Here is a 25,890-nt window from a genome sequence, read left to right on the forward strand (position 1 = left end):
CGGGGAAGTCCTTCACTGGCGCAGATCCTCTGCGGCTTCGATATCGATAATGCGGTGGATGGAGAGCACGCGCTCGGTTTCCTTGGCAGGATCAAAGACCCGGACCCGGCCGCCGCCTACGGAGAGGGGAACAACTGTTTCCAGGCTGGAATTCCCTTGGTTGTCCACGACGCTCATGCTCACAAGCTGCTTGAGCCGGATAGCCCGCTGCAGGGTCTCCAGGCCGAGCTGCGTGGCCGTTTCGCCGGAGCCGGAAACGGGCCCTGGATGGCTGCCGTTGGTCGCACCCCGGCCGTTCCGCAAGACGGTCAGCTGGGCCTCGACGTCGTCCTCGGCGGGCGCGGTCCGCGGCGCCGTGTAGACGGGCCGGGCGCTGCCGGGGGCGCTGGTGGTGCGTCGGAGCCGGACCACTGTGGGCTGGGATTCCTCCACCGAGGGGGAGAGTCCAAGGCCACGCAGGACCTGGGCAGTTTCGCGCGGCGGGGCGGTGGAGATCAGCACGGTGGGAGCGATGCGGGCCAGCCCCAGGCCCGCCGCCCGGGTTTCGGCGGCGAGTTCCAGCACCGCGGCCTCGTCGTCGCTCTGGATGAAGCTGGCGGCTGTTCCCACCCGGAGGCGGCCGTGCCTGGTGGCAGTGTCCTCCACCAGGTATTCCAGGGGCTGGGGTACGGCGGTGGCTGAATGTTCGCGCAGGAAGCCCAGCAGGCTGGACGCGTCATGGCCGGCATCCAGCGCCCGCCGGATGGAATTCGTCGAGAACCGGTAGATAGTGGCAGGGCCCTGGCCCTCGGCATCGGCCATCAGCTGGAGCTTTTCGCTAAGCTCCGGAGCCAAATATCCGGGGGCAACTGCCGTGAGGTCCGCCTGGAGGAGAACGTGGTTGAGCGCGGCAGGCAAGTGTTCGCCCAGGATGCTGAGGGCTTCTTCGGGGTTGTCGTCAGCGATGGCGCTGCCCAGCTGGCTCAGCGCGCCGGACCCGATCAGGCCCAGCAGTTCCGCTTCGGCCAGAACGCCCTTAATCAGGGAGCTGAAGCGGCGCGCCATCCGGGGTTGCGCCCATTCCGCCCGCTGCAGCACGGCTGCCGCGTCCAGAACCGGGGCGGTGCCGTCCGCGGCTCCCGCCTCGCGGGTAAGTTCGTTCAGTATTTCCAGGATCCGCTTCCGGACCACCGGGGCGTCGGGCCGCTGCGCCTCCGCGGAGAGGGCGTTGACGGTGGTCCCGGCCAGGGCACGGTGTGCGGCGGAAGCGCCGGCAGGACCGGTCACGGGCTGGCCCACCAGTGAGGGCACCCGCTCGCTCGCGAGCCAGGCGTTGACCAGCCACAGCCACTGTTCCTGGCGGGTGAGGACCAGCCACTCCAGCTGCGGCGGCTGCACCCAGGAGGACGAGTCCACGTCCAGGCGCAGCAGGCCGGAGAGTGCGCTGAGCTCCAGCAGCAGGCCGGCCCGGTGCTGGTCAATGCGCAGCGTTTCGGCGAGCCGCTTCATCTCACGGACCCCTACGCCGCCGCTGCGCAGGGTGGCCAGCGGCTGTTCCCGGACCACGTGCAGGAGTTCGCCTACCAGCCGCAGGGTTTCGGCGATGGCGCCCAGCGCTGCGTTCCGGCGCAGCGCAGCGGTGGTGCTGCCCAGCTCAGGAACCGGCGGTGAGAGAGTGAAATCGTTGATGATGGCTCCGCCCCGCAGGGACAGCCCCACACTGTGCGGCAGTTCCACGTGCGCGGCGTCCAGCGGGACGAGGAGCCCGCGGGCCAGCAGCCAGTCAACGGGCCCGACGTCGGCGCCCTGGTGCGCAACGGAGGCTTTCCGTTGCGCCTGGGGGACGGCACCCATGGCCCAGTTCCGGAATTTGGCGAGCAGCGCCGTGGTCCGTTCCGGGGCTCCGGCCAAGGCCTGGTTGAGGGCTTCCGGCGAGGACGTCCAGTGCTGCAGCGCAAGCGCCGCCTCCATGGGGGTGGTGGCTTCCTGGATGGCGATGCCGCTGCGGTGAAGCTCGGCAACAAGCTGGACCGCCCGCTGCGCGAAGGCTGGCTGAAGCCGCACCAGTTCGGTGTAGCTGCGCCCCAGCCCCGCAGGATAGATGCCTACGACGTCCTTGAGGCATCCCACCGGCAGGTAGTAGCGCTGCCGGTGCCCCGGCGCCACGGTGCCGTGCGGCGGCTCTGCGCGGTGGACGAGGGCCAGTTCCTGGAGTGAGGCCAGGATGCGTTCCACAGCCGCCACCGTGGACCCGGCTATGAGCTTCCGGACTCCGGCGGCCGAGGCGCTGTGTTCAGTGTCCGGGTTGGTGCACAGATAAAGCGTCTCCAGCACTTGCATCTGGGGCCTGTTGAGGCGTTCCAGGGCGCGCTGGACGCTGACGCGGGCGCTGGCCCTCGCAGCAAGCGCCGGAAAGTCCGGCACCGAGGGGGACATCAGATCCGGCCGCGCGGCAAAGAGGGCCCGCAACGAGTCATCGCTGCGAGCTTCCAGTTCTTTGCTGAGCGCGCGGATAAGGGACATCAGTCCAACGTTACAGCCCGCCGGACTTTCCCGCCCTGCGCCGCCCGGCCACGCTGTCCAGGACCAGGAAGAGCATCAGCAGGAAGGCAACAGGCAGTCCGTACAGGGCGGTGGACGTGACCCAGACCGGGGCAGCGGTGCCGGCGAAGGCCAGCGCCATCACGGTCCCCACAGCCCCGAGGGAAAGGATGGTAACAACCGCTGCACAGATCATCAGTGGGCGCCGGAAACGCGAGGGTGTCATGCACGTAACGCTAACAGGCAGGGTGCCGCAGGTGGTGCCCATGTTGGCCGTGCCGGGGCGCGTTTGACGGGTGGGCCGGAGCCCGCGGCAGCAGGCCACGGCGAAGGGCCCATGAAAGCAGGAATCCGGCCCCGGCAGGATAACCTTGAAGGAACAGACCAACACGGTCCGTGGCTGTCATACCCTGAACCCGCATATCAGTGCGGATGCGGTGACTGCCGGCCGTGTCTCAAGACGTCAGAACGAAGAAGGTTGATTACGTGCCTACCGGCAAGGTCAAGTGGTATGACAAAGAAAAGGGTTTCGGATTCCTCGCGGGCGAAGACGGCCAGGAAGTTTTCCTGCCCAAATCATCGCTGCCCGAAGGCGTCACCGAGCTGAAGGCCGGCACCCGCGTTGAGTTCGGCGTCGCCGACGGCCGCAAGGGCGCCCAGGCGCTGGGCCTTCGTGTCCTGGACAAGACCCCGTCCATCGCCAAAGCAAAACGGCCCAGCGCCCGGGACCTGGCGCCGCTGGTCCAGGACCTGGTAAGCGTGCTGGATAACCTCTCAGGCACCCTGTCTGCGGGCAAGTACCCGGAAGGCAACAAGGGCAAGGCCATCGCGGCGGCCCTGCGTAAGGTTGCCGACGAGCTGGACGTTTAGGGCTTGTCAATGAACCCGGAAGCTGAACAGCAGGACACCACGGCAGGGGAGCAGCCGCCCTCAAGCGGGCAGGTACCTGCAGCGGAGCAGGCAGGCACCAAGCCCGAGGCCAAGCGCCGCGCCGGAGTGCCCGTGTGGCGGACCGGGAAACCGGATGCGTTCCTCGCCGCTGCCGTTGACGTGGCGCGCGCCGCTGTCGAAGGCATCACGGCGCCGGCGGACATTGGTGCGCATATCGCGGCCAAGAGCGAAGGCGACCGCCTGGTCACCCACCTTTTCGAATCCAGGCTCCCTGGTTACCAGGGCTGGCAGTGGTACGCCGTGGTGACACGGAACTCCCGCTCGAAAGTGGTGACCGTCAGCGAGCTTGGCCTCCTGCCATCGGAAAACTCCATCCTGTCGCCGGACTGGGTGCCGTGGGCAGAGCGGGTGCGTCCCGAGGACGCGCAGGAAGCGGAGGAAGAGCTGTCTCCTTCTGCCGAGCCTGACACGTCGCCGGCCGCGGATGAGGACGAAGCTTCCGAGGAATCCGATCCCCAGGAAGACGAACCAGCACGCGAGGCTGACTAGGAAGTTGGCACATCCGCAGGGTGACCACCACGTAGGCCGGCAGTGATTTCCACCTTCAAATCCCTGCACATCCTCAATTACCGGATCTGGTTCGTCGGCGCCCTGGTCTCCAATATCGGGACCTGGATGCAGCGGACAGCCCAGGACTGGCTGGTGTTCGATCACCTCACCGATCACGATGCCGGCGCCATGGGCATCACCATGGCCCTCCAGCTGGGTCCCCAGCTCTTCCTGGCCCCCGTGGCCGGCCTCGTGGCGGACCGGTACAGCCGCCGGCAGTTGCTGATCATGACGCAGTCGGTGATGGCACTGCTGAGCACGGGGCTTGGTGTCCTGGTGGTCCTCGGCGCCGGGCAGCTGTGGCACGTCTACGGCTTCGCCCTTTTGCTCGGAATGGTGTCTGCGCTGGATGCCCCGGTCCGCCAGACCTTCGTCTCGGAGCTTGTCCGGGATGACTACCTTCCCAACGCCGTGGCGCTGAACAGTGCGTCCTTCAACGTTGCCCGCATGATTGGGCCCGCCGTGGCAGGGATCCTGACGGTGGCCGTGGGCCCCGGCTGGGTGTTCCTGATCAACACCGCCACGTTCCTGGCCATGCTCCTGAGCCTGTGGAAGATCCCGACGGCGTCCTTGCGGCAGCTTCCCCGGGCAGCTCCCGGAAAGGGCCGGATCCGCGAGGGACTGCGCTACGTGAAGTTCCGGCCGGACATCGTGGTGGTCCTGGTGGCCGTTTTTATTGTGGGAACCCTGGGGCTGAACTTCGTGCTGTTCATCGCCGCCATGGTGGGCACGGAATTCGGGCTGGATGCCAGTGCCTTCGGGCTGATGAACTCGATCATGGCCATCGGTTCTGTGGCGGGCGCGCTGTTGTCCGCCGGCCGGGGCAAGCCCAGGCTGCGGATGATCTTCGGGGCCGCCGCGGCTTTTGGGGTGACGTCCGGACTCGCGGCGCTGGCCCCCGACTACTTCTGGTTCGGCGTGGCGCTGGTGCCGGTAGGGCTGTTCGCCATCACCATGATGACCAGCGCCAACGGCTACGTCCAGACCACCACCGATCCCGTCATGAGGGGCCGCGTTATGGCCCTGTACATGGCCATCTTCATGGGCGGAACACCCATCGGGGCGCCGCTGGTGGGATGGGTGGCCAACGTGGCAGGGGCCCGGTGGTCGCTGGTCGTAGCGGCCGCCTCCGGGATCATCGCCGCCCTGATCGGCATGGTGTGGATCATTCGCGCCCAGCAACTCCGGCTGACCTTCAACCGGCGGGCCCGCGGCCTGCGCTACTTCCGAGTCGTTTCCCAGTTGGGGGACAAGACAAACGGCGCCGCCCAGGACCAAGACCCGGACGACGCCGTCGAACGCTGACGCCTTGCGCGTTGCAGCGTGCTGCGCGTGGAAGTTACTTGCGCAGCTCGCCCACTACGTAGTCGATGCTGGCCAGCAGGGCCGTGATGTCATCCGGCTCGATGGCGACGAAGGTGGCGATCCGGAGCTGGTTGCGGCCCAGCTTGCGGTAAGGCTCGGTGTCCACTACTCCGTTGGCGCGCAGCACCTTGGCGATAGCGGCCGCATCAATCGAGTCATCGAAGTCGATGGTGGCGATGACATTGGACCGCTCCTCGGCCTTGGCCACGAACGGCGTGGCGTATTCGGAATCCTCGGCCCAGGAGTAGATCCGGCCGGCGGAGTCAGCGGTCCGCTTGCTGGCGAAGTCAAGCCCGCCGTTGGCGTTCAGCCACTGCACCTGGGAGTCCAGGGTCACCAGCGTGGACAACGACGGCGTGTTGTACGTCTGGTTCAGCTTGGAGTTGTCGATGGCCGTCTGCAGGTCCAGGAAATCCGGGATCCAGCGGCCGCTGGCCTTGATCCGTGCGGCACGCTCCAGCGCGGCGGGGGAGAACAGGCCCAGCCACAGGCCGCCGTCGGATGCGAAGTTCTTTTGCGGGGCGAAGTAGTAGACATCCGACTCGGCAACGTCCACGTCCAGGCCGCCGGCCGCGGAGGTGGCATCCACCAGGACCAGGGAACCGGCGTCGGCGCCTTCGACGCGCTTGACGGGAGCTGCCACGCCCGTGGAGGTCTCGTTCTGCGGCCAGGCGTAAACGTCAACGCCGGCCTCGGCCTGTGCCACCGGGCGGGTGCCGGGCTCGGACTTGATGATGGTGGAGGCATCCAGGAATGGTGCCTTGTTGGTAGCCGAGGCAAACTTGGAGCCGAACTCGCCGAATGACAGGTGCTGGGCCTTCTTCTCCACCAGGCCAAAGGCTGCCACGTCCCAGAAAGCAGTGGAGCCGCCGACGCCGAGGACAACCTCGTAGCCCTCGGGAGCGCGGAAGAACTGGCTGAGGCCCTCCCGGACCGATCCCACCAGGTTCTTGACGGGTGCCTGGCGGTGCGAAGTACCCAGAATGGTCTTGGACGCTGCGGAGAGTGCCTCGATCTGCTCCGGCCTTACCTTGGATGGTCCCGCGCCGAAGCGTCCGTCCTTGGGCAGGAGGTCGGCGGGAATAGTGATGCTGGTTTCGCTCACAGGGGCTCCAAATTCGGCAGGGACGTGGTTGGCGTCCGGGGCGGCGGGGTGGCCGGCACTCAGCAGTGACTGCTAGGGCCGCCTTTATTCTGCCCGAAACCTTGGATCGGGCGGGAACCGGCGCCGTCATAGTCTAGCTATTGAGACGGTCTGCACCGCCCCGCAATTATCCGGACAAACTCAAAATAGGCTAAGCTTTTCACCGGACCTCGCCGCGGCTGGGACGCGATACGGTGGGACAACGCTAGGTACTGCGCTCGAGGAGCTGAGCTGGATGACGGATCTGATCGATACCACGGAGATGTATCTTCGAACCATTTTGGAGCTTGAAGAAGAGAACATCGTTGCTCTTCGCGCCCGCATTGCCGAACGGCTGCGCCATTCCGGACCCACAGTCTCGCAAACCATCGGCCGGATGGAACGCGACGGACTGGTAGTAGTGTCCGGGGACCGTCACTTGGAACTTACCGAGATCGGGCGCAAGCGCGCCACGGAGGTCATGCGCAAGCACCGGCTCGCGGAACGCCTCCTGGCCGATGTCATCGGCCTGGACTGGGCCTACGTCCATGACGAAGCCTGCCGCTGGGAGCACGTCATGAGTGAGCGGGTTGAGCGGCGCATCTACGAACTGCTTGACCACCCCACTGAATCGCCCTACGGCAACCCCATCCCCGGGCTGGCCGCGTTGGGCGGAACGTCCTCCCTCCCTGACGCCGGTGTGATTAATCTCGTAGAGGCCATGCTTGGATACGGCCCGACGTCGAGCGTGACGGTCAGCCGCCTGGCGGAGCCCATCCAGGTGGAGCCGGAGTTGCTGGTACAGCTGGATGAAGGCGGGATCCGGCCCGGCGCTTCGGTCTCGCTGGAGCGTGTGGGGGAGTACATCTCCGTGCGGGTTCCCGGGATTGAGGGTGCGCTCGAGCTGCCTCCCGAAGTGGCGTCCCACGTCTTCGTTTCGGTTCGCTGAAGCTCCGCTGAGTCAAAGTTGGGCCGCCGCCGGAGGCCCGCAGGGAGGGCCGCGCAGGTATCGTGCCGGCGGCCGCGTAGCCCAAAGATGGCAGATCCGCAAAAGATAACGGAATTGTTACTGCCCATCTCGATCGCCTATAGTTGAACCCAAGCGTCGATATAAAAGCGTTACCTGATCCGGAGCCGAGCTCTGCCAGCGGATCACGTGCACGGATCACCAACTGGCAGAGGCGGGGGAACCACAACCGGCAGTCGCAAGGCTGCCTTGGGGTGAAGTCCGTCAGCAGCAAGCCTCTTCCAGCGAAGGATCCTCACAGGATATCTCTGCGCCAAGTGCTTGTTACGGCGGACCGGGTCTTTGAACTCTCTGACCCGAATCCGACAGCTAACTTCGCAGGCTATCCAGAGAGGACCATTCTTGACCACGCAATACTCCAGGGGCCGCCGTCGCGCGGCGGGCCCAGCTTCGGCGCCGCGGGCGGCCGAGGATTTTTCCGCGGAGCGGCCCCGCGATTCGCAGCGCGAAGCGCGCCGTCAGCGGCGGGGTGCATTCCGTCAAATTACAGATTTCGCCGCCGCCAGCGGCATCGGCCAGAAGGCCGGTATTGCCCTTGCCGCCACTGGCCTGGCCCTCACCGTGACGGTTCCGGTAACTGGCCCGGTCATGGCAGACCAGCAGCCCGGCCAGTCCGCCTCCGCGGTGTCCGCAGCCCCGCAGCCCGAGGTTTCCGCGGCCGCGGCTGCCCAGATCGATTTCAGCCGCTCGTCCGTTGTTACCCAGGGTGACCCTGACGGCAAACTGAAGCAGCTGCTGAGCGCGCAGTCTGCCGGATCCATCACTCCCGCCGCGTCGGCGGGCAGCCTGGGTCCACCGCTGGCCAAGCTGGCCACCGCCTCCCCGTTCGGATTTCGCGTCAGCCCCATCACCGGCGGTACCGGTGACTTCCACCGCGGCCAGGACTTCGTGGCCCAGTGCGGCACGTCCGTGCTGGCCGCTGCCAGCGGCACCGTGACCTTCGTCGGCTGGCACGAGTATGGCGGCGGCAACCGCGTTGTGGTGGACCATGGCAACGGCCTGGAGACCACCTATAACCACCTGTCGTCCGCCACGGTCAAGGAAGGCCAGACCGTCACACGCGGCGACGTTGTGGCCCTCAGTGGCACCACAGGCGCTTCTACCGGCTGCCACCTCCACTTCGAGGTTCAGGTCAACGGTGAAGTCGTTGACCCCACCGGCTGGCTCTGACCACCAAATGATGGCCAACTCTCATATCGCAGTGACATGCCGTGACCTGAATGTGACATTGGCTCCGAACTCCTGTACCGTCTAAAGCGCGTCAACTTTTCCGAAGTTGACGTTCTTGAGTGGATTGCCTAGCTCTGCCACCGCTCAAGGTCCGTTCGCATGACATCGTCTGGCAGGGGCGGGGGAACCAATTTTGGTCTTCGATTCTGAAGGCCTTGGGGTTAAGTCGCAAAGCTTCCCAGGAAGCAGCGTGGCCGGGTGACTCCCATCCGAATCCGACAGCTCACCTCGCAGGCATTGGGAGAGGCTACCTTCGTGTCTTCACGCCATAATTCTGCGCGCCACCGTGCGCAAACGGTACGCACCAACCCCTTGGGCTCCGTGTCCAAGGCCGTTAGTGCCAATGCCGGGACCGTAGGTCGCCAGGCTGCCGTCATCGCAGCTGCGTCAGGTCTCATCCTGACCATGGGGCTTCCGGCCAACGCCGCGGACACCACCGCTGGTGTGTCCGCCTCCAGCGAATCCGGTTCCGCGCAGACTGCGCTTGCCGTTACTGCCGCACCCACGGCCACCGTTTCCTTCGAGCGCCCGGTGGTCAAGACCATCGCCGCTCCGAAGCTCGAGCCGGTCCTTGCGCAGTCCAATGATTCGGAAACGGCAGAAGAAGCTGATGAGGAAGTTGCCGGTGCAGCCGAGAGCAAGCTCGCGGACACCGCTTCTTCCGCAGCGGCTTCGGGCCTGGCAGCAATTGCGTACACCGGCATTGGCCACCCCTACCTCTGGGGCGGCACCACTCCCAATGGCTGGGACTGCTCCGGCTTCACCCAGTGGGTCTACGCCCAGGCCGGCATCAGCATCCCCCGCACCAACGCCTGGACGGCTATGCGGCCTACCGCGACGCCGGCCCCCGGTGACCTGGTTATGCAGAACGGTGGAGCCCACGTTGGCATCTACGTCGGCAACGGCATGATGATCAGCGCGCTGAACCCGTCACAGGGCACCCTGCTGCACGCCGCTGCAGCAACGGGCACGTCCTCGTTCTACACTCTGGCGCCGTAATTTCCGGCAGCCCTGGGCTGCCACCCTTCCTTCGCTGGAAACTCTTCGCTTAATCCCCGTTCGGGGCGTGCCGGCGTACCCCCAAGATGCCGGCGCGTCCAAAGCCCTTGGGCTGCCCACGCGGTCCTGAGGAACACGAAAGAGAGAAAATTTTAATGACGACACGTGCAACTGTTGCACGGCACCGCGCCGAGGTCACCAAGACCAACTCGCTGGCTGTCATTGCCAAGGCTGTCGGCGACAACGCCGGCGGCATGGGCCGCCAGGCTGCGGTTATCGCTGCTGCCTCCGGCCTGGTCCTGACCAGTGGTATCGCTGCTAACGCAGCAGACACCAACGTTCAGCGCGAAGCTGCTTCGGCCTCCAACCTTGAGGTTGAGGTTTCGGCGCCGGCCATCATTTCGGCTGCTTCCACCATTGCCATCTCCTACGAGAAGCCCGCTGTGAAAACAACGCCGGCTCCAGTTGCGGAACCCGAGCCCGTTGTTGAGGAGCCGGCCGCTCCGGCTGCCAAGCCCGCGGCCGCCATCACGGTGGCTTCATCCACCCCGGCTGCACCCGCCGCTCCCGTGTCTGCCAGCGGCAAGGGCCAGGCCATTCTGTCCGCAGCTTACGCGCAGCTTGGCGTAAGCCAGGACTGCACCATGCTGGTGACCAACTCGCTCGCCGCCGTGGGAATCAACTTCCACGACTGGCCCGCAGGCTACCTCGGCCTCGGCCGCACCGTGAGTGCAGCCGAAGCCCAGCCCGGCGACCTGATCTACTACGCAGACGGCGGAGCCGGCATGGCCCACGTCGCGGTTTACGCAGGCAACGGCAAGGCTGTGCACGGCGGCTACAACGGCAACCAGACCGTTGTCTTCAGCGCCAACGTTGGTTCGGGACCGGTCTTCATTCGCGTGTCCTAACAGCTGATTGAGCTTTCAAAGGACCCCCGCCGTATGGCGGGGGTCCTTTGCTGTCTGCGGACGTTCCGGACGGACGGATTCGCCGGGCGCGGCCGACACGTCGCCGCCGCTTTTTGGGCGATTAGTTGATCCCGGTATTTTTTGTTTACTCTTGTGGTGTCGATCCATAGCCCGGATATGCCGGGGGCAGCCGGCCCTCGTGCCCCTGACGGGTGCGGCCACGAAGAGGTAAGTGCATGCGCACTCTCGTTCTGAATGCTGGATATGAACCGCTGGCGGTAGTGACCTTCCGCCGGGCGCTGGTGCTTGTGCTCACGGGCAAGGCCAGTGTCATTGCCGAGGGCGATGATCCCGTAGTGGGGCCGCAGGAAATCCTGGGCCGCCCGTCCGTGATTCTGCTGAACCGCTACATCCGCCCCCGCTACAACCAGAGCACCGCGGTCAGCCGTCGCGGAGTCCTGCGGCGTGATGGCCACCGGTGTGCATACTGCGGCAAGGGAGCCCACACCATCGACCATGTGCAGCCCAAATCACGTGGCGGCGCCGACTCGTGGGAGAACCTCGTGGCCGCGTGCCTGCGGTGCAACAACACTAAAGGCGACCATACCCCGGCCGAAATGGGCTGGAAGCTGAGGATTGTGCCCGAACCGCCGCACGGCACCATTTGGCAGATCAAGGAACTTGAGAAGCCGACGCCGGCCTGGGACCCCTTCCTGCTGCCCGAGCGGGCGGCCTGACAACACCAGCGCCGTTAGGCTTTGAGGGTGGACGCTAAACCCCTCGACTTTGATGCCGTCATTCTCGCCGGTGGCCGTTCCGTGCGCCTTGGCGGCGTGCCCAAGCAGAGCATGACGTACGACGGCGACACCCTGCTGCACCGTGCGGTCGCCGCTGCAGGAGGTGCCCGGGCAGTAGTTGTGGTGGGTGCCGGCCTGGGTAACCTGCCCGCGGGGATCCTCAGTTGCCGCGAGGAACCTCCGTTCAGTGGCCCTGCGGCGGCCATCGCTGCCGGACTCGCGACACTGCAGACCACCGGCGGCAGCAGCGCCCGGATGACCTTGGTGCTGGCCTGCGACATGCCCAATGTCCGGCCAGCGGTGGCCGCACTCCGGAAGGCACTGGAAGCTGGCGGGACAGCAGCAACACCGGACGGGGTGGTGGCTGTCTCCGAGGATGGCCGCAGGCAGCAGTTGGTGGCCTTTTATAGCACGGACGCGCTACAACGATCGGTGGCTGAACTTGCTGCTAAAGGAAGCTTAATCAACGGTTCGGTCAGGTCACTCCTTGCTAGTCTTGACGTACAGCCTGTCGCCGTTCCGGCCGGCTCCACAGCAGACGTGGACACCTGGGACGATGCCGCCGCACTTGGAGTGGCCGGCCCGGAGCCCCTCAGTGGATTCCGGAGCAGCGCGGCCGCAGATGATTTGGGAGGCAGAGCGTGAAGAGCCAGGACGAGACGTTGGAAGAGTGGTGCCGGGCGCTGCTGCAGGCCTATGACCTGGAGGACGTCCAGATCGATGTGAACGCCATCCTGTCGCTGGCAGGAGTGGCCGCCCACTCGGTAGTGCGTCCGGCGGCTCCGCTGACAACTTTTATTGCCGGGCTTGCGGCGGGGATGGCTGCGGGATCGGGGCAGGCTTCCGACGCTGCCGCCATAACTGCTGCCATGGACCGCGCCCGTTCCCTCGTTGCAGACTACGACTCTGAAGCCACCGGGGCACCCGTCGAATGATCACCGTCGAATGACCACCGCCCCCGGCGACGAAGCCGGGAGCCCCGACCCACAACCTTCCCCGCCGGCAGCTGAGGCCCACGCAACACACCTTGCCCATACCTGGGACGAGGCACGCCAGGCCGCCTTTGACAGTGCCGCGCCGATTCCGCCCGGACGGGTGCCGCTTGACCAGGCACTGGGCCGGGTCCTGGTTGAAGACATCACCGCGCTGCACGATATGCCGCACTATGCGTCCTCCGCGATGGACGGCTGGGCGGTCAACGGCAGCGGTCCCTGGATCGTGGCGGAAGCCGGCCAGCGGCTGGCCCCGCATCAGGCCAGCCCGATTGTCACCGGTGGACTGATTCCGCCCGGCGCCAAGGCGGTGCTGCGCACTGAGAGCGCTGTGCTGGGCGCGGACGACGACGGCCTGCCGCTGTTGCTGACTGGCGGCACGGCCCGCCCCGGCGAGCCCAGGAACGGCCAGCACATCCGGAAAGCCGGCGAGGAAGCGGCTGCGGGCGAAATCCTGGTCAAGGCCGGCGTCACCCTGAACCCAGCCCACCTGGCTGTCGCTGCCCTGGCGGGGCATGATGACCTGCTGGTTCGCGGAAAACCGGTGGTGAAGCTCCTGCTCACCGGAGCTGAAGTTGTGGCGGAAGGCCTGCCCGTGCCAGGGCAGGTCCGGGATACCTTCGGCCCGCAGCTCGCGTCGGTGGTGGCCATGCTCGGCGGCATTTATGGCGGCCAGGAACGGATCGGCGACTCCTATCCGGAGTGGCTGGCAGGACTGGAGGACCTCGCCCCTGAGGTTCCGGACCCCGCGGCGCTGCCTGCCGACGTCGTCATTACCACCGGCGGGACGGGACGCTCCGATACTGATCACCTGCGCCGCGCTGTGGCGCAACTGGGCGGGCGGCTGATCATCGACGGCATCGCGATGCGCCCCGGGCATCCGGCCGTCCTGGCCGAACTCCCGGACGGACGCTTTGTCCTGGGGCTGCCGGGTAATCCGCTGGCCGCCATGATGGCACTGTCCACGGTGGGCGAACCGCTTCTGGCCGCCTTGGGCCACGGCCCCTTGCCGCCCGTGCAGGAGGTCCCCTGCGGTACCACTCTCGAGCCGGAGCCCGGCCGGACCCGGCTGATGCCTTTCCGGCTGCTCTACGGAATGGCTTCCCCGGCCAAGCACACAGGTCCGGGGATGATGCGCGGGCTGGCGGCAGCCCACGGTGTGATGGTTGTTCCGCCGCATGGAGTGCAGCTCGGCGAGCCCGTGCCTGCCTTCGCTTTGCCGTGGGGTCCTCCGTTGCCCGTGCCCGAACCGGCCGGCACCAAGCCTAAAACCCGGCCGGCGGCCAAAACCCCCAACCGGGCAGCGGCCAAGGACGCGGCGAAGCCTGCCGGTCCTGTGGACTGGAGCGCCCTGCTGGACTGAACGGCCGTGCTGGCCCGTCGGTGCTGAACCGCACAGCCGTGGTGCGATGATGGAGCTATGAACACTCCCAGCCGCCAAGTCCGGAACATCAGCAAGGACCTTCGAAGCAGCAGGGCAGGCCGCTGATGGGACGGGTGACCCAGCGCCGCAAGGTGCACAAGTACGTTTTGGACGGCTCGCCCCACGCCCTGGAGTTCCCGGTCCGCCACCGTGAGGACATCCTCGCCGTCGAAGAGCCGCTGGAGATCAGGATTGGCCAGCTTTCGTTTTCCGTGACGATGCGGACGCCCGGGGATGACTTTGACCTGGTGGCCGGCTTCCTGGTTTCCGAGGGGATCATCTGGACTCCCGACCAGCTGGTCTCGCTCCGGTTCTGCGCCGGTGAGGACGAAGACGGCGTTCAGACCTTTAATGTGGTGGAAGCCCAGTTGCGGCCCGACGTCGAACTGCCCGCCACCGGACGGAACGTCTTCACCTCGAGTTCCTGCGGCATTTGCGGCACGGATTCCATCGAGGCCGTGCGGAAATCCTCCCACTACAGCCCTGCGGCGGATCCCATGACCGTGCCGGTGGACGTCCTGGCCTCGCTGCCTGACCGGCTCCGCGAAGCCCAGGCGGTTTTTGATACAACCGGCGGGGTGCATGCCGCGGGCCTGTTCCGGATAGCGGACGACGGCGGCGTGGAACTGTTGTGCCTCCGCGAGGATGTGGGCCGCCACAATGCCGTGGACAAGGTGGTGGGCTGGGCCCTGCGGGAGCGGCTGCTGCCGCTGACCGGGCTGGTCCTGCAGGTTTCCGGGCGGGCGTCGTTCGAGCTCGTCCAGAAAGCGGCGCTCGCCGGAATCCCTGTCCTGACGGCCGTGAGCGCACCCTCAAGCCTGGCCGCTGAGCTGGCCGAAGCCAGTGGCATGACGCTGGCCGGATTCAGCCGCGGTACCAGCCTGAACGTCTATGCCGGCCAGGGCAGGATCACCCTGCCTGCTGTCGAGGTTCCTGCAGAAGCCGCCGCCGAGGCCCCGGGATAAAACTGCGCCGGCGCTCGCGCGGGGGCAAACTGGTACTTGGCTATTGGGCTACTAGCCGGTAGATTTTATCCATCGATTGGACGGCGTTGTCCGGATTCGAATACTCAAATTCACGTATTTAAGAGGGTTTACAGTGCATGACGACCGCCGGATTACCGAAGTCCGCCTGGACCGGTTTGTCCGCGAGCGGATCAATCCCGCCGTTTACACCCGCAGCGTTCCCCTGAACCTGAGCAGCTGGGACGCGCCGGGCGAACCCGTCACCGTGATGGATGCCCTGCGGCATAAATTCATGCCGCAGGAGCACGGTGCTGCCTGGGGCCAGCCGTGGGGCACCAAATGGCTTCGCCTGCAGGGCGACGTGCCCGAGGCATGGGGTACCGGGCCGGACACCACGGTGGAGATCGTGGTGGACCTCGGGTTCATCAACGAGGCGCCCGGTTTCCAGTGCGAGGGTATCGCGTGGCGCCCTGACGGCACCATCATCAAGGCAATTTCGCCCCGGAACCAATACATTCCGCTGAAGCTGCTCGGCAGCGGCATGGCCGTTGACTTCTACGTTGAAGCGGCCGCCAACCCCGATATGGCGCAGGGCTGGACCTTTGCCGCCACGCCGTACGGTGACAAGGCAACGGCCGGCACGGCACCGCAGTACCGTCTCGGCAGGATCGCCATTGCGGAACTGAACCAGACCGTCTGGGAACTCCAGCAGGACGTCTGGACCCTCTCCGGCCTGATGCATGAACTTCCCATGGAGCAGCCGCGGCGCCACGAGATCCTCCGCGCGCTGGAGCGCATGATGGACCAGATGGACCCGGACGACGTCGCGGGTACCGCCGCCGCCGGACGCGCAGCCCTGGCAGAGGTGCTGTCCCGCCCCGCCTATGCTTCGGCCCACCATCTGGTTGCCACGGGACACGCCCACATCGACTCCGCCTGGCTGTGGCCGGTGCGTGAGACCATCCGCAAGTGCGCCAGGACGTTCTCCAACGTGGTGGCGCTGATGGACGAGGATCCAGGCTTTGTGTTCTCCTGTTCCTCGGCCCAGCAGCTGGCCTGGATGAAGGAGTTCTATCCTGAGCTCTTTGGCCGGATCCGGGAGAAGGTCAAGGCCGGCCAGTTTGTTCCGGTTGGCGGCATGTGGGTCGAATCGGACACCAACATGCCAGGCGGCGAGGCCATGGCACGCCAGTTCGTGGAAGGCAAGAGCTTCTTCCTCCAGGAGTTCGGCGTCGAATGCCGCGAAGCCTGGCTCCCGGACTCGTTCGGCTACTCCGCAGCCCTGCCGCAGATCGTCAGGTCGGCCGGCAGCCGCTGGTTCCTCACGCAAAAAATCTCGTGGAACCAGGTCAACAGGATGCCGCACCATACGTTCAACTGGGAGGGCATCGACGGTACCCGGCTGTTTACGCATTTCCCGCCCGTTGACACCTACAACGCGGAGCTGAGCGGGCGCGAACTGGCTCACGCCGAGCGAAACTTCCGTGACCATGGCCGCGCCAACACCTCACTGGTGCCGTTCGGCTACGGCGACGGCGGTGGTGGGCCCACGCGTGAAATGCTGGCTGCTGCCACCCGCACCGCAGATCTGGAAGGCTCACCCAAGGTCCGGGTGGGTTCCGCCGAGAGCTTCTTCGCCCAGGCGGAAGAGGGGTATGCCTCGCTGCCCGTGTGGGTGGGGGAGATGTACCTTGAACTCCACCGCGGCACGTACACCAGCCAGGCGCAGACCAAGCGCGGGAACCGGCGCAGTGAACACCTCCTGCGCGAGGCCGAACTCTGGTGCACAACTGCGGCGGTCCGCAGCTCCTTCGCCTACCCCGGGGCCGAACTGAAGCGGCTCTGGCGGCTGGTGCTTCTTCAGCAGTTCCACGACATCCTGCCCGGCAGCTCCATCGCGTGGGTCCACCAGGACGCGGAACGGAACTATGCCGCCATCAGCGCAGCCCTCGAAACCATTATTGGCGAGGCGGTGGCCGTACTCCTTGGTGAGGGTTCGCGGACGTTCCTGCTCAACGCTGCGCCCCACCCGCGGAACGGCGTCCCGGCGCTCGGGGCTGCGGAGCCAGCGGTCCACGGCCAGCCTGTCCAGGCCACCGCGGTGGACGGCGGGTATGTGCTGGACAACGGCATCATCAGGGCGGTCCTGGATGCCGACGGCCTCCTGGCCTCCCTCACCGATCACGCCACGGGACGCGAGGCCATCGCGCCCGGATCGCGTGGCAACCTGCTGGAACTGCACCGGGACACCCCCAACGAATGGGATGCCTGGGACATCGATGAGTTCTACCGTCGCAACGTCACTGCCCTGACATCGGCGCAGGAGGTCCGGCTGGAGCGCGTCGGGAACAGTGCCGTGGTGGTGGTGAACCGGGTTGCAGGCTCGTCGCCCATCACGCAGCGGATCACGCTCGATGCCGGCAGTGACTCGCTGGGCATCACCACCGCCGTTGAATGGCAGGAGAGTGAAAAGCTCCTCAAGCTCGGCTTCCCGCTGGACGTCAAAGCAGACCGCTCGGCCGCCGAGACGCAGTTCGGGCACGTCTTCCGGCCCACCCACGTGAACACCTCATGGGAGGCCGCGAAGTTCGAGATCTGCGCGCACCGCTGGATCCACGTGGCGGAACCCGGCTACGGCGTCGCCATTTCAAACGCAGCCACCTATGGGCACGATGTCACCAGGAGCGTCCGGGATACCGACGGCGGGACCACCACCTCGGTGCGGCTCTCCCTGCTGCGGGCACCGAAGTTCCCGGACCCGACAGCGGACCGCGGCCACCAGGAACTGACGGTCACCATCCGTCCGGGCGCCGGAATCGCCGACGCCGTGGAAGAGGGATACCGCACCAACCTGGCTCCGCGGCTGGTCCGCGGCGGACGCGGCGTGGAGCCGCTGTTCACGGTGGACAACCCGGCTCTGGTCATCGAGGCGGTCAAGCTCGCCGAGGACGGTTCGGGCGATGTTGTGGTCCGGCTGTATGAGTCCCTGGGGCAGCGGTCTGCCGGGACCCTCTCGGCCGGCTTCCCGGTCAAGGACGTGCAGGCGACGGACCTGCTGGAACGGCCCGTCGAAGCGCCCGGCGTAACGGCGGCGGAGCACGGCAACGTGCTTCTGGCATTGCGACCCTTCCAACTGGTTACGCTGAGGTTCGCCCGGTAGCCCTTACCCCGTCTTCGTCCGTAGAACGTGTAGTGGCTGCACGGTGAAGCCTGCGGGAAAAAGCCTGCAGGGAATATGCGTATGCATGCAAACCTTGTACAGGGCATGGAACTAGGAATCTTCACCTTCGGCGACATCCACCGGGACCCGGTGAGCGGCACCCAGGTCTCTCCGGAACAGAACCTGCAGGACCTCCTAGAGCGTGCCCGCCTCGCGGACCAGGTAGGGCTCCACTACTTCGGGGTGGGCGAGCATCACAGGCCGGACTATTCGGTGACGGCGCCCGCCACCGTGCTGGCAGCCGTTGCGGCGCAGACCCGGGAGATCAAGGTGGGCAGCGCCGTCACCGTCCTCAGCACCGAGGACCCGGTGCGGGTCTTCCAGCAGTTTGCCACCATTGACCTCATCAGCCAGGGCCGCGCGGAGCTCACTGCCGGGCGGGGAAGCTTCATCGAGTCCTATCCGCTGTTCGGCGCCCGCCTGGAGGACTATGACGCACTGTACGAGGAAAAGCTGGAGCTGCTCCTCAAACTCAACACCCAGGAGCGCGTGACCTGGAACGGCCGGTTCCGTTCCGGCCTGGACGATGCCCTCATCCTGCCCCGCCCATTCCCGGCCTCCGACGGCAAGCGCGGGCTGGACATCTGGATCGCCACCGGCGGAACCCCCAAGTCATCGGTGCGGGCCGCAACCCTGGGCCAGAACGTTATGTATGCACTCCTGGGCGGATCGGTGCGGAACTTCGAGCGGCACGCCGCGCTGTACCGGGAGACCGCCGTTGAGCACGGGCACGGCGCGTCGCCGCTGAAGGTGGGAGTAAGTTCACCCGGACTGGTCCTGCGGGACCTGCCGTCGGGGGCGGGCCGCGCCCAGGAGGTCTTCCGGCCGTATTGGCTGGACAGTATGCGCCGGATCTCATCCGAGCGGGGCTTTCCCACGCCCAGCGGCGTCACGTACAACATGGAGACCGCGCCCGGCGGTGCGTTGTTTGTCGGCAACCCGGAACAAGTGGCACAAAAGATCGTCAGGATGCACGGCCATATGCAGCATGACCGGCAGATTTTCCAGCTGGATCTGTCGTCAGTGCCGCAGCGGACTGTTCTCGAAGCCATCGAGCTGCTGGGCACCGAGGTGCTGCCGCTCGTGCAGCGTGAGCTGGGAACTGCCGTAGGCACAGGAGCCGGGGCCGGGGGCCGAACCGCTTCATCAGCGAACGCCTGGAGCATCGGCCCTTAAACAGGCTGAGTGGGGGCGGTCCCCAACGGCCGCCACCACTCATCCCCCCAATGTGTGCAAAGGTTTATTGGGGCCCGGCGTCCAAGAAGTTATCCCCGTTCGCAAACACCGGCGCGCCACCTTCACACATTCATGATTGTGTCACGTCTAATGATTTTGTGAAAGCTGTGACCGCTACTTTGCAGTAGAAGTCTTTTGCCGCGCGCCGTTACGGCCATGTGCCAGCCTGGCGACACCAATCAGGGCCAGCCCAAAAACAAAGCAGAGCACCGCGGTGTAGTTGATGACAAACTCCACAAAACCCAGCTTTGGCGGGATCAGCGGGAACAGCAAGCTCAAGCCGATGGCAACGGCGCCGACGGCCACGAGGAAGGCCGAGACCCGGACCAGCACCGGCAGAGTGCTGCGGCAGGCCCGGACCATGGCAGGCAGCAGGACCAGGGAAACATAGGCAGGGTAGGCGCGGCCTGCGGCGCCGTAGTACTCAACCAGCAGTCCGTTCCGGCTGTCCTTGGCTGACACCGCGCCCATGCCCGCTGAGGACCCTGCAGTGTCCATCATGAGGAAGACGACCACCACCACCAGGGAGGTGAGCCCCAGTGCTGCCATTCCGATCCGTCCGGTGACCAGCCGGTAGGCGTGGTCAGCCCCGAAGCCCCTGGTGATGCGGATCCCCACAAAGTAGATGGCGGCGAAGATGACCAGGCGGAGAATGAGGTTGGCGATGTTGACCCCGCCCAGCGCCTGGTCGATGGCAACATACGGCGCCTGGATGCTGAGGAGGATGGCGACGGTCATCAGCGCAAAAATGTAGAAAATTGTCCTGTTTTTCCCCCGCACAGCGCTGGGAATCCGGGCCATGGCCACCAGGCCGCAGGCAGCCAAAGTGGACCACTGCAGGATTTCGATCATCCCAGGTTCTCCCAAATCTTGTCGGTTTTTTCTTGGTCATGTTCCTGGCGGCGGAGGGCCCTGCCGAGGGTCTGGAGCCGTTCCCCGGCCAGGGTGGTGAGCTCGCCGTCGGTCATGCTGTCCAGCGCGGCCTGCCGGGCCCCGGGGGGCCAGCCGGCCTCGGCCTCCGTGATGAGCCCGGTAGCAACCAGTCCACTCGCGGGCCCCACACCGGCAGCCAGGGAAGTAGCTATGGCCAGTTCCGGGGCGAGCCGGTTGGCGGTCAGTTGTGCCGAATAGTTCTGGGGAGCGATCCCGGTGGCCACGGAAACGCGGTGACGCAGCTCGCCGTCGTCGATTGCCTCTACCCAGCTCTTGACGGACGTGGCATGAGGTGGCGGTCCCAAGGCGCTTGGCCTGGACTCGGACAGCCCGGCCTCCGGCTGGTTTGTGCGGGGGTGGCCTGCGTGGGGCTGGCCGCCCGGGTCGGCTACGGAACGCAGCAGGACCGCCCGCAGGAGATCCGGCGTGGAGATCTGGCTGATCAGCTCGTACCTGGTTGGCTGGCGCTGCGGCCCCGCGAGCTGGCTGAAGGCGTCAAAGCCGGCCAGGGCCGACACAGGGTTGATGTTATAGGCGCGGCTGATGCTCACCACCGTCCCGCCAGCCACCTTGCCCCTTACCAGCTGTTGGGCCAGCGTGCTCCGCTTGATGCCGGCTGCCCGGCAGACGTCAGAGGTGCTCACGTCGGGGGCGATACCGTGCAGCCAGCGCTGGAACGCCTTGGCGGGAATGGGCATATCGGCTCTCTGCTGAACGGAGGATTGCTCTTGATTTTAGCCTGACTGCGTGCTCCCGGTTTGATGCGGACTGCGGAGTCGACTATGCTTGATGGTCGAGCCCGTTGGTCCGTACACCCCCCAAGTCCGGACCGGCGGGCTCTTTAGTGCCCCGGCACTTTTGCGGGGTGGAACAGTGCGGATTCCCGCATTTTCCGGCCGATTCAGGCGGGGTCATCCGGCCTTCCTCCTGCCGGGCGGCGAGAGGATGAACCAACCCATGACTGCAACCCTTGTTGCCAAGGACCTGTCCGGTGGCCACGACCATCGGACGCTTTTCTCCAAGCTTTCCCTCACGGTTGCCCCCGGTGATGTGGTGGGTGTGGTGGGTGCCAACGGCGCCGGAAAGTCCACCCTGCTGCGCCTGCTCGCCGGCGTGGACCAGCCCCAGGGCGGCAGCGTGAGCCTTGCGCCGGCCGATGCTTTTGTGGGCTGGCTGCCCCAGGAACACGAGCGCGTGGCGGGGGAGACCGTAGCCGGCTACATCGCCCGCCGCACCGGCTGCGCCCAAGCGACGACGGAGATGGAGTCCACGGCCGTTGCGCTGGGTTCCGGGGCCCCCGGCGCTGACGACGCCTACTCCCTGGCCTTTGACCGCTGGATGGCGTCCGGCGCGGCGGACCTGGACGAACGCATCCCGGCTGTCCTGGCCGACCTCGGCCTGGAGACCGGCCCGGACGCCCCCATGACGGGCCTTTCCGGCGGCCAGGCCGCCCGCGTGGCACTCGCCGCCCTGCTGCTCAGCCGTTTCGACGTGGTGCTGCTGGACGAGCCCACCAATGACCTTGACCTGGCCGGACTGGCCAAGCTGGAAGCCTTTGTCCAGGGCCTGCGCGGCGGCGTGGTGCTGGTCTCCCACGACCGTGAGTTCCTGGCCCGCTGCGTCACCACCATCGTGGAACTGGACCTGGCCCAGAATTCCGTCGCTGTGTACGACGGCGGCTACGAGGCATTCCTGGAAGAACGTGCGGTGGCCCGGCGCCACGCACGCGAGAAGTTCGAGGAGTTCGCCTCCACCAAGGCAGACCTGGTCTCCCGCGCGCGGACCCAGCGGGAGTGGAGCTCCCAAGGTGTTCGAAATGCCATGAAGAAGAGCCCGGACAACGACAAGATCCGCCGCGCCGCGAGCACCGAGTCCTCGGAGAAGCAGGCGCAGAAGGTCCGACAGATGGAATCCCGGATTGCCCGGCTGGACGTCGTGGAAGAGCCGCGGAAGGAATGGCAGCTGCAGTTCAGCATCGGCCAGGCGCCGCGGTCCAGCGCCGTGGTGGCCACCTTGCGTAACGCCGTCGTCAATCAGGGAAGCTTCACCCTGGGCCCGGTGAACCTCCAGCTCAACGCGGGGGAGCGGATCGGCATCACCGGCCCCAACGGAGCAGGCAAATCAACCTTGCTGCGCCTTCTCCTCGGTGTCCAGGCGCCCGACTCAGGAAACGCCGCCATGGGCGCCTCGGTGGCCATCGGCGAAATCGACCAGGCCCGTGGACTGCTGGCCGGCCACCTCACCCTGGCGGACTCCGTCGAAGCCGCCCTAACTGACTTGACGCCGGCGGAGGTCCGCACGCTGCTGGCGAAGTTTGGGCTGAAGGCGGACCACACGGCGCGTCCGGTGGATTCCCTCTCGCCCGGCGAACGCACGCGTGCTGCGCTGGCACTGCTGCAGGCCCGCGGCGTGAACCTGCTGGTCCTGGACGAGCCCACCAACCACCTCGACCTGCCCGCCATTGAGCAGTTGGAAGAGGCGCTGGGAAGTTATGAGGGTGCTTTATTGTTGGTAACCCATGACCGGAGGCTGCTCGAAAACGTTCAGCTCGACGTCCGGTGGAATGTGGAAGATGGAATGGTAACTGAACTGATGACCGGCGCAACGGAGCCCCAGCGATGAGCATGGATGGCGCCGCCTGGCACACTCTGTACAACATCACCCGGGCCAAGAGCGGCTCCAAGCCCTTCTCCAGGGCGACGCTGAAGCGGGTTCTGGGCTTCGCGCGTCCGCACCGCACCAAACTGATCGCTTTCGTGGCGCTCTCCACGGTGATGGCGTTCCTGGCAGTGGCCACACCGGTCCTTGCCGGCCAGGTCATCGACGCGATCGTGGCCAAATCCGGCGCGGACGAAGTGATCCGGCTGGCGGTGCTGATCGCCCTGGTGGCCGTGGCTGAAGCTGGGCTTGGCCTGGTGAGCCGCTGGCTTTCCTCTACCATCGGCGAAGGCGTGATCGTGGACCTCCGCACCAAGGTCTTCGACCACGTGCAGAAGATGCCCATCGCGTTTTTCACCCGCACGCGGACCGGTGCCCTGGTCAGCCGCCTCAACAACGACGTGATCGGCGCCCAGTCCGCGTTCGCAGGAACGTTGTCCGGCGTGGTCAGCAACGCGGTGGCACTAGTGCTGACGCTGATCGTGATGCTCGGAACGTCGTGGCAGGTCACCGTGCTGGCAATGATCCTGTTGCCGATCTTCCTCATCCCCGCCCGCCGGATGGGATCCCGGCTCGCGGACCTGCGCCGCGAGGCCGCGGAACACAATGCCGCCATGGGAACCCAGATGACTGAGCGGTTCTCCGCCCCCGGCGCCACGCTGGTGAAGCTCTTCGGCCGGCCGGATGAGGAATCCCGTGAGTTCGCAGTCCGGGCGGGCCGAGTCCGTGACATCGGCGTCCGTACGGCGATGCTGCAGTTCACCTTCGTCACCGCGCTGACCCTGGTTTCCGCGCTTGCCCTGGCCCTGGTCTACGGCCTGGGCGGCTGGTTCGCGATCAGCGGCCAACTGGCGCCGGGCGACGTGGTGGTGCTGGCCCTGCTGCTGACCCGCCTGTACGCGCCGCTCACCGCCCTGTCCAATGCGCGGGTCGAAATCATGAGTGCGCTGGTCAGCTTCGAACGGGTCTTTGAGATCCTGGACCTCAAACCGTTGATCCAGCAAAAACCCGACGCCGTGGAAGTCCCGCCGGGCCACGTGTCCGTGGAGTTCGACGACGTCCGCTTCGCCTACCCCTCAGCGGACAAGGTCTCGCTTGCCTCCCTCGAGGAAGTTTCCACCCTGGACACCCGCGGCGGCGAAGAGGTGTTGCACGGCATCAGCTTCCGTGTGGAACCCGGGCAGACCGTCGCACTGGTGGGGTCCTCCGGCGCAGGCAAGTCCACTATTGCGCAGTTGCTGTCCAGGCTGTACGACGTCGATTCCGGCGCCGTGCGCCTCGGCGGCACCCTGAAGGGCTCCGGCCTGGACGTCCGCGATGTCACCTTCGACTCGCTGCGCGACACCCTGGGCATGGTCACCCAGGACGGCCACCTCTTCCACGAGTCCATCGCCTCCAACCTCCGGCTCGCCCGGCCGGACGCCACCGAGGAGGATATGTGGGACGCCATCCGGCAGGCCCGGCTGGAAACCATGGTCCGGTCCCTGCCGGACGGCCTGGACACCGTGGTGGGGGAGCGTGGCTACCGGCTCTCCGGCGGAGAACGCCAGCGCCTCACCATCGCCCGGCTGCTCATCTCGCAGCCGCGCGTGGTCATCCTCGATGAGGCAACCGCCGCGCTCGATTCCACGAACGAGGCTGCCGTACAGGCGGCCCTGGGGGCCGCGCTCGAGGGGCGCACCGCCGTCGTGATTGCCCACCGGCTGTCCACCATCCGTGCCGCCGACGTCATCCTGGTGGTGGAGGACGGGCAGATCGTGGAACGCGGCACCCACACCGAGCTGCTCTCGGCCGACGGGCGCTACGCGGAGCTGTACCGGACGCAGTTCGCCGAGGCCTCAGCCGTGGCCGAGGAAGCCGTTCCGGAGTACTAAGCTCCCATCCAGTGGGGACTTCTCGGCGCTAAGGCGGGCCTATAGCGCCGAGAACTCGCCACTGGATGCCGGGTCAACGGCGGGAGGCGGCCAGTTCCGGCAGGATGTGGTCCGTCAGCAGCGGGGCGAGGTCCGCGGGCAGCGGCGCACCCCGCTCAAAAGCCAGCTCAAGCTCGGCCAGGTCCAGCCAGCGGATCTCGTCGATCTCGGCAGAAGGGCGCGCCGTCCACGTGCCCGGAGCCAGGAATACCGTGGCTTCAATGTCGGTGGCGGCCTCATTGGCGGCGTCGGCGATCCAGACGCCCATCAGCTCCAGGTCGCGCGGTGCAACGACGATCCCCACCTCCTCCTGCAGCTCCCGGGACGCCGCCTGCACGGCGCTCTCACCGGGCTCGGGCTTGCCGCCGGGGTGCATAAACATGGTGGTGCCGCGTTTGCGGACGGTCAGGAGCCGGCCGGCGTCGTCGAAGACGCAGACGGCGGAGACAACAATGCGGGCTTTCACGGCTTCGAGCCTAGCCTGTTGAGCCCAGGCGCTTCAGCGCGGATGCAAGCAGCAGGTCCTTGCGCGGCCCGCTCACATCCCACGTGTAGCTGAACGCGTCGGGGCCCTCGCAGCTGTAGGCCACACGGTAGGTATCGGGATCGCACCAGTGCTTGTCCAGGTTGGCTTCCGGGCTGAAACTCATCCGGTGGAAGGGGCGGCCGTCGGCGAAAAATACGTCCAGCGCGTCGGGCCGGTCGGCGGGTTGGAGGAGGTATTCGCGGGAGGCGGGTCCGGTGAAAGTAGGCCAGCGCATGGTGCCTTCTTCGCGGAGGATGAGTTCGCCGTCGTCCGCTTGGGAAAAAAGTACGACGCCGGAGAAGGTTCCGTGGGTGCCCGTTGACCGGTCCAGCAGTTGGCGTTCAACAGCCCATCGTCCCTCAACGGCGAGGCCGGTGGCCGAGGGACCGAGCAGGTAGGCGCGAAGGCCCGTTTCCGGGGACGGAAGGTTCAAGTGCCCTCGATTGGAATCGAACCAACGACACCGGCTTTAGGAGAGCCGTGCTCTATCCACTGAGCTACGAGGGCGCGTGTCCATTGTCCCGGCAGGGCCGGTCCGTCCGGACACGGATACAA

The 25,890-nt window shown here is 66.3% G+C and carries 23 protein-coding genes, 1 tRNA gene and 2 riboswitches; of the genes, 16 read left to right on the forward strand and 8 right to left on the reverse strand.

The annotated features are described in order from the left end of the window. Positions 1-12 precede the first annotated feature (12 nt). Together J2808_RS20095 and J2808_RS20100 are read right to left on the reverse strand one after the other, a co-directional pair. The gene (locus tag J2808_RS20095) at positions 13-2,502 is read right to left on the reverse strand and encodes a helicase-associated domain-containing protein (RefSeq protein ID WP_309820186.1); all 2,490 of its coding nucleotides are present in this window, start codon (positions 2,500-2,502) and stop codon (positions 13-15) included. Between the two features lie 10 nt (positions 2,503-2,512). After that, positions 2,513-2,746 carry a hypothetical protein gene (locus J2808_RS20100; RefSeq protein WP_309820188.1) on the reverse strand — a complete coding sequence of 78 codons (234 nt, stop codon included), beginning with the start codon at positions 2,744-2,746 and terminating at the stop codon, positions 2,513-2,515. Positions 2,747-3,006: 260 nt separating this feature from the next. Here J2808_RS20100 and J2808_RS20105 point away from each other — a divergent pair, with 260 nt between their 5' ends. The 3 genes from J2808_RS20105 to J2808_RS20115 are packed head-to-tail and all read left to right on the forward strand — an operon-like array spanning position 3,007 to position 5,325. Next, the gene (locus tag J2808_RS20105) at positions 3,007-3,390 is read left to right on the forward strand and encodes a cold-shock protein (RefSeq protein WP_066286899.1); all 384 of its coding nucleotides are present in this window, start codon (positions 3,007-3,009) and stop codon (positions 3,388-3,390) included. 9 nt (positions 3,391-3,399) lie between these two features. Beyond that, entirely contained in the window at positions 3,400-3,960 is a 561-nt protein-coding gene (locus J2808_RS20110; RefSeq protein WP_309820190.1) for a DUF3027 domain-containing protein, read from the forward strand. Positions 3,961-4,005: 45 nt separating this feature from the next. After that, complete coding sequence (locus J2808_RS20115) at positions 4,006-5,325, forward strand: MFS transporter (protein ID WP_309820309.1); 1,320 nt, start codon at positions 4,006-4,008, stop codon at positions 5,323-5,325. Between the two features lie 34 nt (positions 5,326-5,359). Here J2808_RS20115 and serC read toward each other — a convergent pair whose 3' ends face one another. Further along, complete coding sequence (gene serC / locus J2808_RS20120) at positions 5,360-6,490, reverse strand: phosphoserine transaminase (protein ID WP_309820193.1); 1,131 nt, start codon at positions 6,488-6,490, stop codon at positions 5,360-5,362. A 274-nt stretch (positions 6,491-6,764) separates the two neighbouring features. On the opposite strand from serC, the gene J2808_RS20125 reads away from it, so the two are divergent. The 11 genes from J2808_RS20125 (at position 6,765) to J2808_RS20175 (ending at position 19,245) form a co-directional block, all read left to right on the forward strand. Next, positions 6,765-7,457 (forward strand): metal-dependent transcriptional regulator, encoded by a 693-nt coding sequence (locus J2808_RS20125; RefSeq protein ID WP_309820195.1) that lies wholly within the window; start codon positions 6,765-6,767, stop codon positions 7,455-7,457. A 198-nt stretch (positions 7,458-7,655) separates the two neighbouring features. Further along, positions 7,656-7,874, forward strand: a riboswitch (cyclic di-AMP (ydaO/yuaA leader). Between the two features lie 3 nt (positions 7,875-7,877). Beyond that, positions 7,878-8,705, forward strand: coding sequence for a M23 family metallopeptidase (locus J2808_RS20130; protein ID WP_309820198.1), 828 nt, complete (start codon positions 7,878-7,880; stop codon positions 8,703-8,705). A 150-nt stretch (positions 8,706-8,855) separates the two neighbouring features. Then, positions 8,856-9,016: riboswitch (cyclic di-AMP (ydaO/yuaA leader) on the forward strand. A gap of 70 nt (positions 9,017-9,086) precedes the next feature. Beyond that, a complete protein-coding gene (locus J2808_RS20135) occupies positions 9,087-9,764 on the forward strand; it encodes a C40 family peptidase (RefSeq protein ID WP_309820311.1) in 678 nt (225 codons plus the stop codon). A gap of 155 nt (positions 9,765-9,919) precedes the next feature. Continuing rightward, positions 9,920-10,672, forward strand: a complete 753-nt coding sequence (locus J2808_RS20140) for an NlpC/P60 family protein (protein WP_309820201.1) — start codon at positions 9,920-9,922, stop codon at positions 10,670-10,672. 236 nt (positions 10,673-10,908) lie between these two features. After that, positions 10,909-11,409, forward strand: a complete 501-nt coding sequence (locus J2808_RS20145; RefSeq protein ID WP_309820202.1) for an HNH endonuclease — start codon at positions 10,909-10,911, stop codon at positions 11,407-11,409. Positions 11,410-11,436: 27 nt separating this feature from the next. Next, entirely contained in the window at positions 11,437-12,114 is a 678-nt protein-coding gene (locus J2808_RS20150; RefSeq protein WP_309820205.1) for an NTP transferase domain-containing protein, read from the forward strand. Beyond that, positions 12,111-12,404, forward strand: a complete 294-nt coding sequence (locus J2808_RS20155) for a DUF6457 domain-containing protein (protein ID WP_309820207.1) — start codon at positions 12,111-12,113, stop codon at positions 12,402-12,404. Before J2808_RS20150 ends, J2808_RS20155 begins: the two co-directional genes overlap by 4 nt. Before the next feature lie 10 nt (positions 12,405-12,414). Next, complete coding sequence (locus tag J2808_RS20160; RefSeq protein ID WP_309820209.1) at positions 12,415-13,824, forward strand: molybdopterin molybdotransferase MoeA; 1,410 nt, start codon at positions 12,415-12,417, stop codon at positions 13,822-13,824. Positions 13,825-13,949: 125 nt separating this feature from the next. Next, positions 13,950-14,849 (forward strand): formate dehydrogenase accessory sulfurtransferase FdhD, encoded by a 900-nt coding sequence (gene fdhD, locus J2808_RS20165; RefSeq protein WP_309820211.1) that lies wholly within the window; start codon positions 13,950-13,952, stop codon positions 14,847-14,849. Positions 14,850-14,982: 133 nt separating this feature from the next. Then, complete coding sequence (locus J2808_RS20170) at positions 14,983-18,009, forward strand: alpha-mannosidase (protein ID WP_309820213.1); 3,027 nt, start codon at positions 14,983-14,985, stop codon at positions 18,007-18,009. An 81-nt stretch (positions 18,010-18,090) separates the two neighbouring features. Continuing rightward, complete coding sequence (locus J2808_RS20175) at positions 18,091-19,245, forward strand: LLM class flavin-dependent oxidoreductase (RefSeq protein ID WP_309820215.1); 1,155 nt, start codon at positions 18,091-18,093, stop codon at positions 19,243-19,245. A 174-nt stretch (positions 19,246-19,419) separates the two neighbouring features. Here J2808_RS20175 and J2808_RS20180 read toward each other — a convergent pair whose 3' ends face one another. Together J2808_RS20180 and J2808_RS20185 are read right to left on the reverse strand one after the other, a co-directional pair. After that, complete coding sequence (locus J2808_RS20180; protein WP_309820216.1) at positions 19,420-20,157, reverse strand: hypothetical protein; 738 nt, start codon at positions 20,155-20,157, stop codon at positions 19,420-19,422. Further along, complete coding sequence (locus J2808_RS20185; protein WP_309820217.1) at positions 20,154-20,936, reverse strand: hypothetical protein; 783 nt, start codon at positions 20,934-20,936, stop codon at positions 20,154-20,156. Before J2808_RS20185 ends, J2808_RS20180 begins: the two co-directional genes overlap by 4 nt. Before the next feature lie 259 nt (positions 20,937-21,195). Here J2808_RS20185 and J2808_RS20190 point away from each other — a divergent pair, with 259 nt between their 5' ends. Then, positions 21,196-22,860 (forward strand): ABC-F family ATP-binding cassette domain-containing protein, encoded by a 1,665-nt coding sequence (locus tag J2808_RS20190; protein WP_309820219.1) that lies wholly within the window; start codon positions 21,196-21,198, stop codon positions 22,858-22,860. Beyond that, positions 22,857-24,770 carry an ABC transporter ATP-binding protein gene (locus J2808_RS20195; RefSeq protein ID WP_309820221.1) on the forward strand — a complete coding sequence of 638 codons (1,914 nt, stop codon included), beginning with the start codon at positions 22,857-22,859 and terminating at the stop codon, positions 24,768-24,770. Before J2808_RS20190 ends, J2808_RS20195 begins: the two co-directional genes overlap by 4 nt. 73 nt (positions 24,771-24,843) lie before the next feature. On the opposite strand, the gene J2808_RS20200 is transcribed toward J2808_RS20195, so the two are convergent. From J2808_RS20200 to J2808_RS20210, 3 genes are all read right to left on the reverse strand, one after another. Beyond that, on the reverse strand, positions 24,844-25,275 hold the full coding sequence (locus J2808_RS20200) for an NUDIX hydrolase (protein WP_309820223.1): 432 nt from the start codon (positions 25,273-25,275) through the stop codon (positions 24,844-24,846). A gap of 10 nt (positions 25,276-25,285) precedes the next feature. After that, positions 25,286-25,768 (reverse strand): DUF6314 family protein, encoded by a 483-nt coding sequence (locus J2808_RS20205; protein ID WP_309820225.1) that lies wholly within the window; start codon positions 25,766-25,768, stop codon positions 25,286-25,288. Between the two features lies 1 nt (position 25,769). Next, positions 25,770-25,842: transfer RNA gene (locus J2808_RS20210), tRNA-Arg, on the reverse strand. Positions 25,843-25,890 lie beyond the last annotated feature (48 nt).

The sequence above is a fragment of the Pseudarthrobacter sulfonivorans genome, assembly GCF_031454915.1.
Classification (GTDB): Bacteria; Actinomycetota; Actinomycetes; order Actinomycetales; family Micrococcaceae; genus Arthrobacter; species Arthrobacter sulfonivorans_C.

Excerpts from the sequence above, each read along its gene's own strand:
- J2808_RS20110 (WP_309820190.1), top strand. The coding sequence starts at position 3,400 with ATGAACCCGGAAGCTGAACAGCAGGACACCACGGCAGGGGAGCAGCCG.
- J2808_RS20190 (WP_309820219.1), top strand. The coding sequence starts at position 21,196 with ATGACTGCAACCCTTGTTGCCAAGGACCTGTCCGGTGGCCACGACCAT.
- J2808_RS20095 (WP_309820186.1), bottom strand. The coding sequence starts at position 2,502 with ATGTCCCTTATCCGCGCGCTCAGCAAAGAACTGGAAGCTCGCAGCGAT.
- J2808_RS20175 (WP_309820215.1), top strand. The coding sequence starts at position 18,091 with ATGCATGCAAACCTTGTACAGGGCATGGAACTAGGAATCTTCACCTTC.
- J2808_RS20160 (WP_309820209.1), top strand. The coding sequence starts at position 12,415 with ATGACCACCGCCCCCGGCGACGAAGCCGGGAGCCCCGACCCACAACCT.
- J2808_RS20195 (WP_309820221.1), top strand. The coding sequence starts at position 22,857 with ATGAGCATGGATGGCGCCGCCTGGCACACTCTGTACAACATCACCCGG.
- J2808_RS20180 (WP_309820216.1), bottom strand. The coding sequence starts at position 20,157 with ATGATCGAAATCCTGCAGTGGTCCACTTTGGCTGCCTGCGGCCTGGTG.
- fdhD (WP_309820211.1), top strand. The coding sequence starts at position 13,950 with ATGGGACGGGTGACCCAGCGCCGCAAGGTGCACAAGTACGTTTTGGAC.
- J2808_RS20100 (WP_309820188.1), bottom strand. The coding sequence starts at position 2,746 with ATGACACCCTCGCGTTTCCGGCGCCCACTGATGATCTGTGCAGCGGTT.
- J2808_RS20185 (WP_309820217.1), bottom strand. The coding sequence starts at position 20,936 with ATGCCCATTCCCGCCAAGGCGTTCCAGCGCTGGCTGCACGGTATCGCC.
- J2808_RS20145 (WP_309820202.1), top strand. The coding sequence starts at position 10,909 with ATGCGCACTCTCGTTCTGAATGCTGGATATGAACCGCTGGCGGTAGTG.
- J2808_RS20140 (WP_309820201.1), top strand. The coding sequence starts at position 9,920 with ATGACGACACGTGCAACTGTTGCACGGCACCGCGCCGAGGTCACCAAG.
- J2808_RS20125 (WP_309820195.1), top strand. The coding sequence starts at position 6,765 with ATGACGGATCTGATCGATACCACGGAGATGTATCTTCGAACCATTTTG.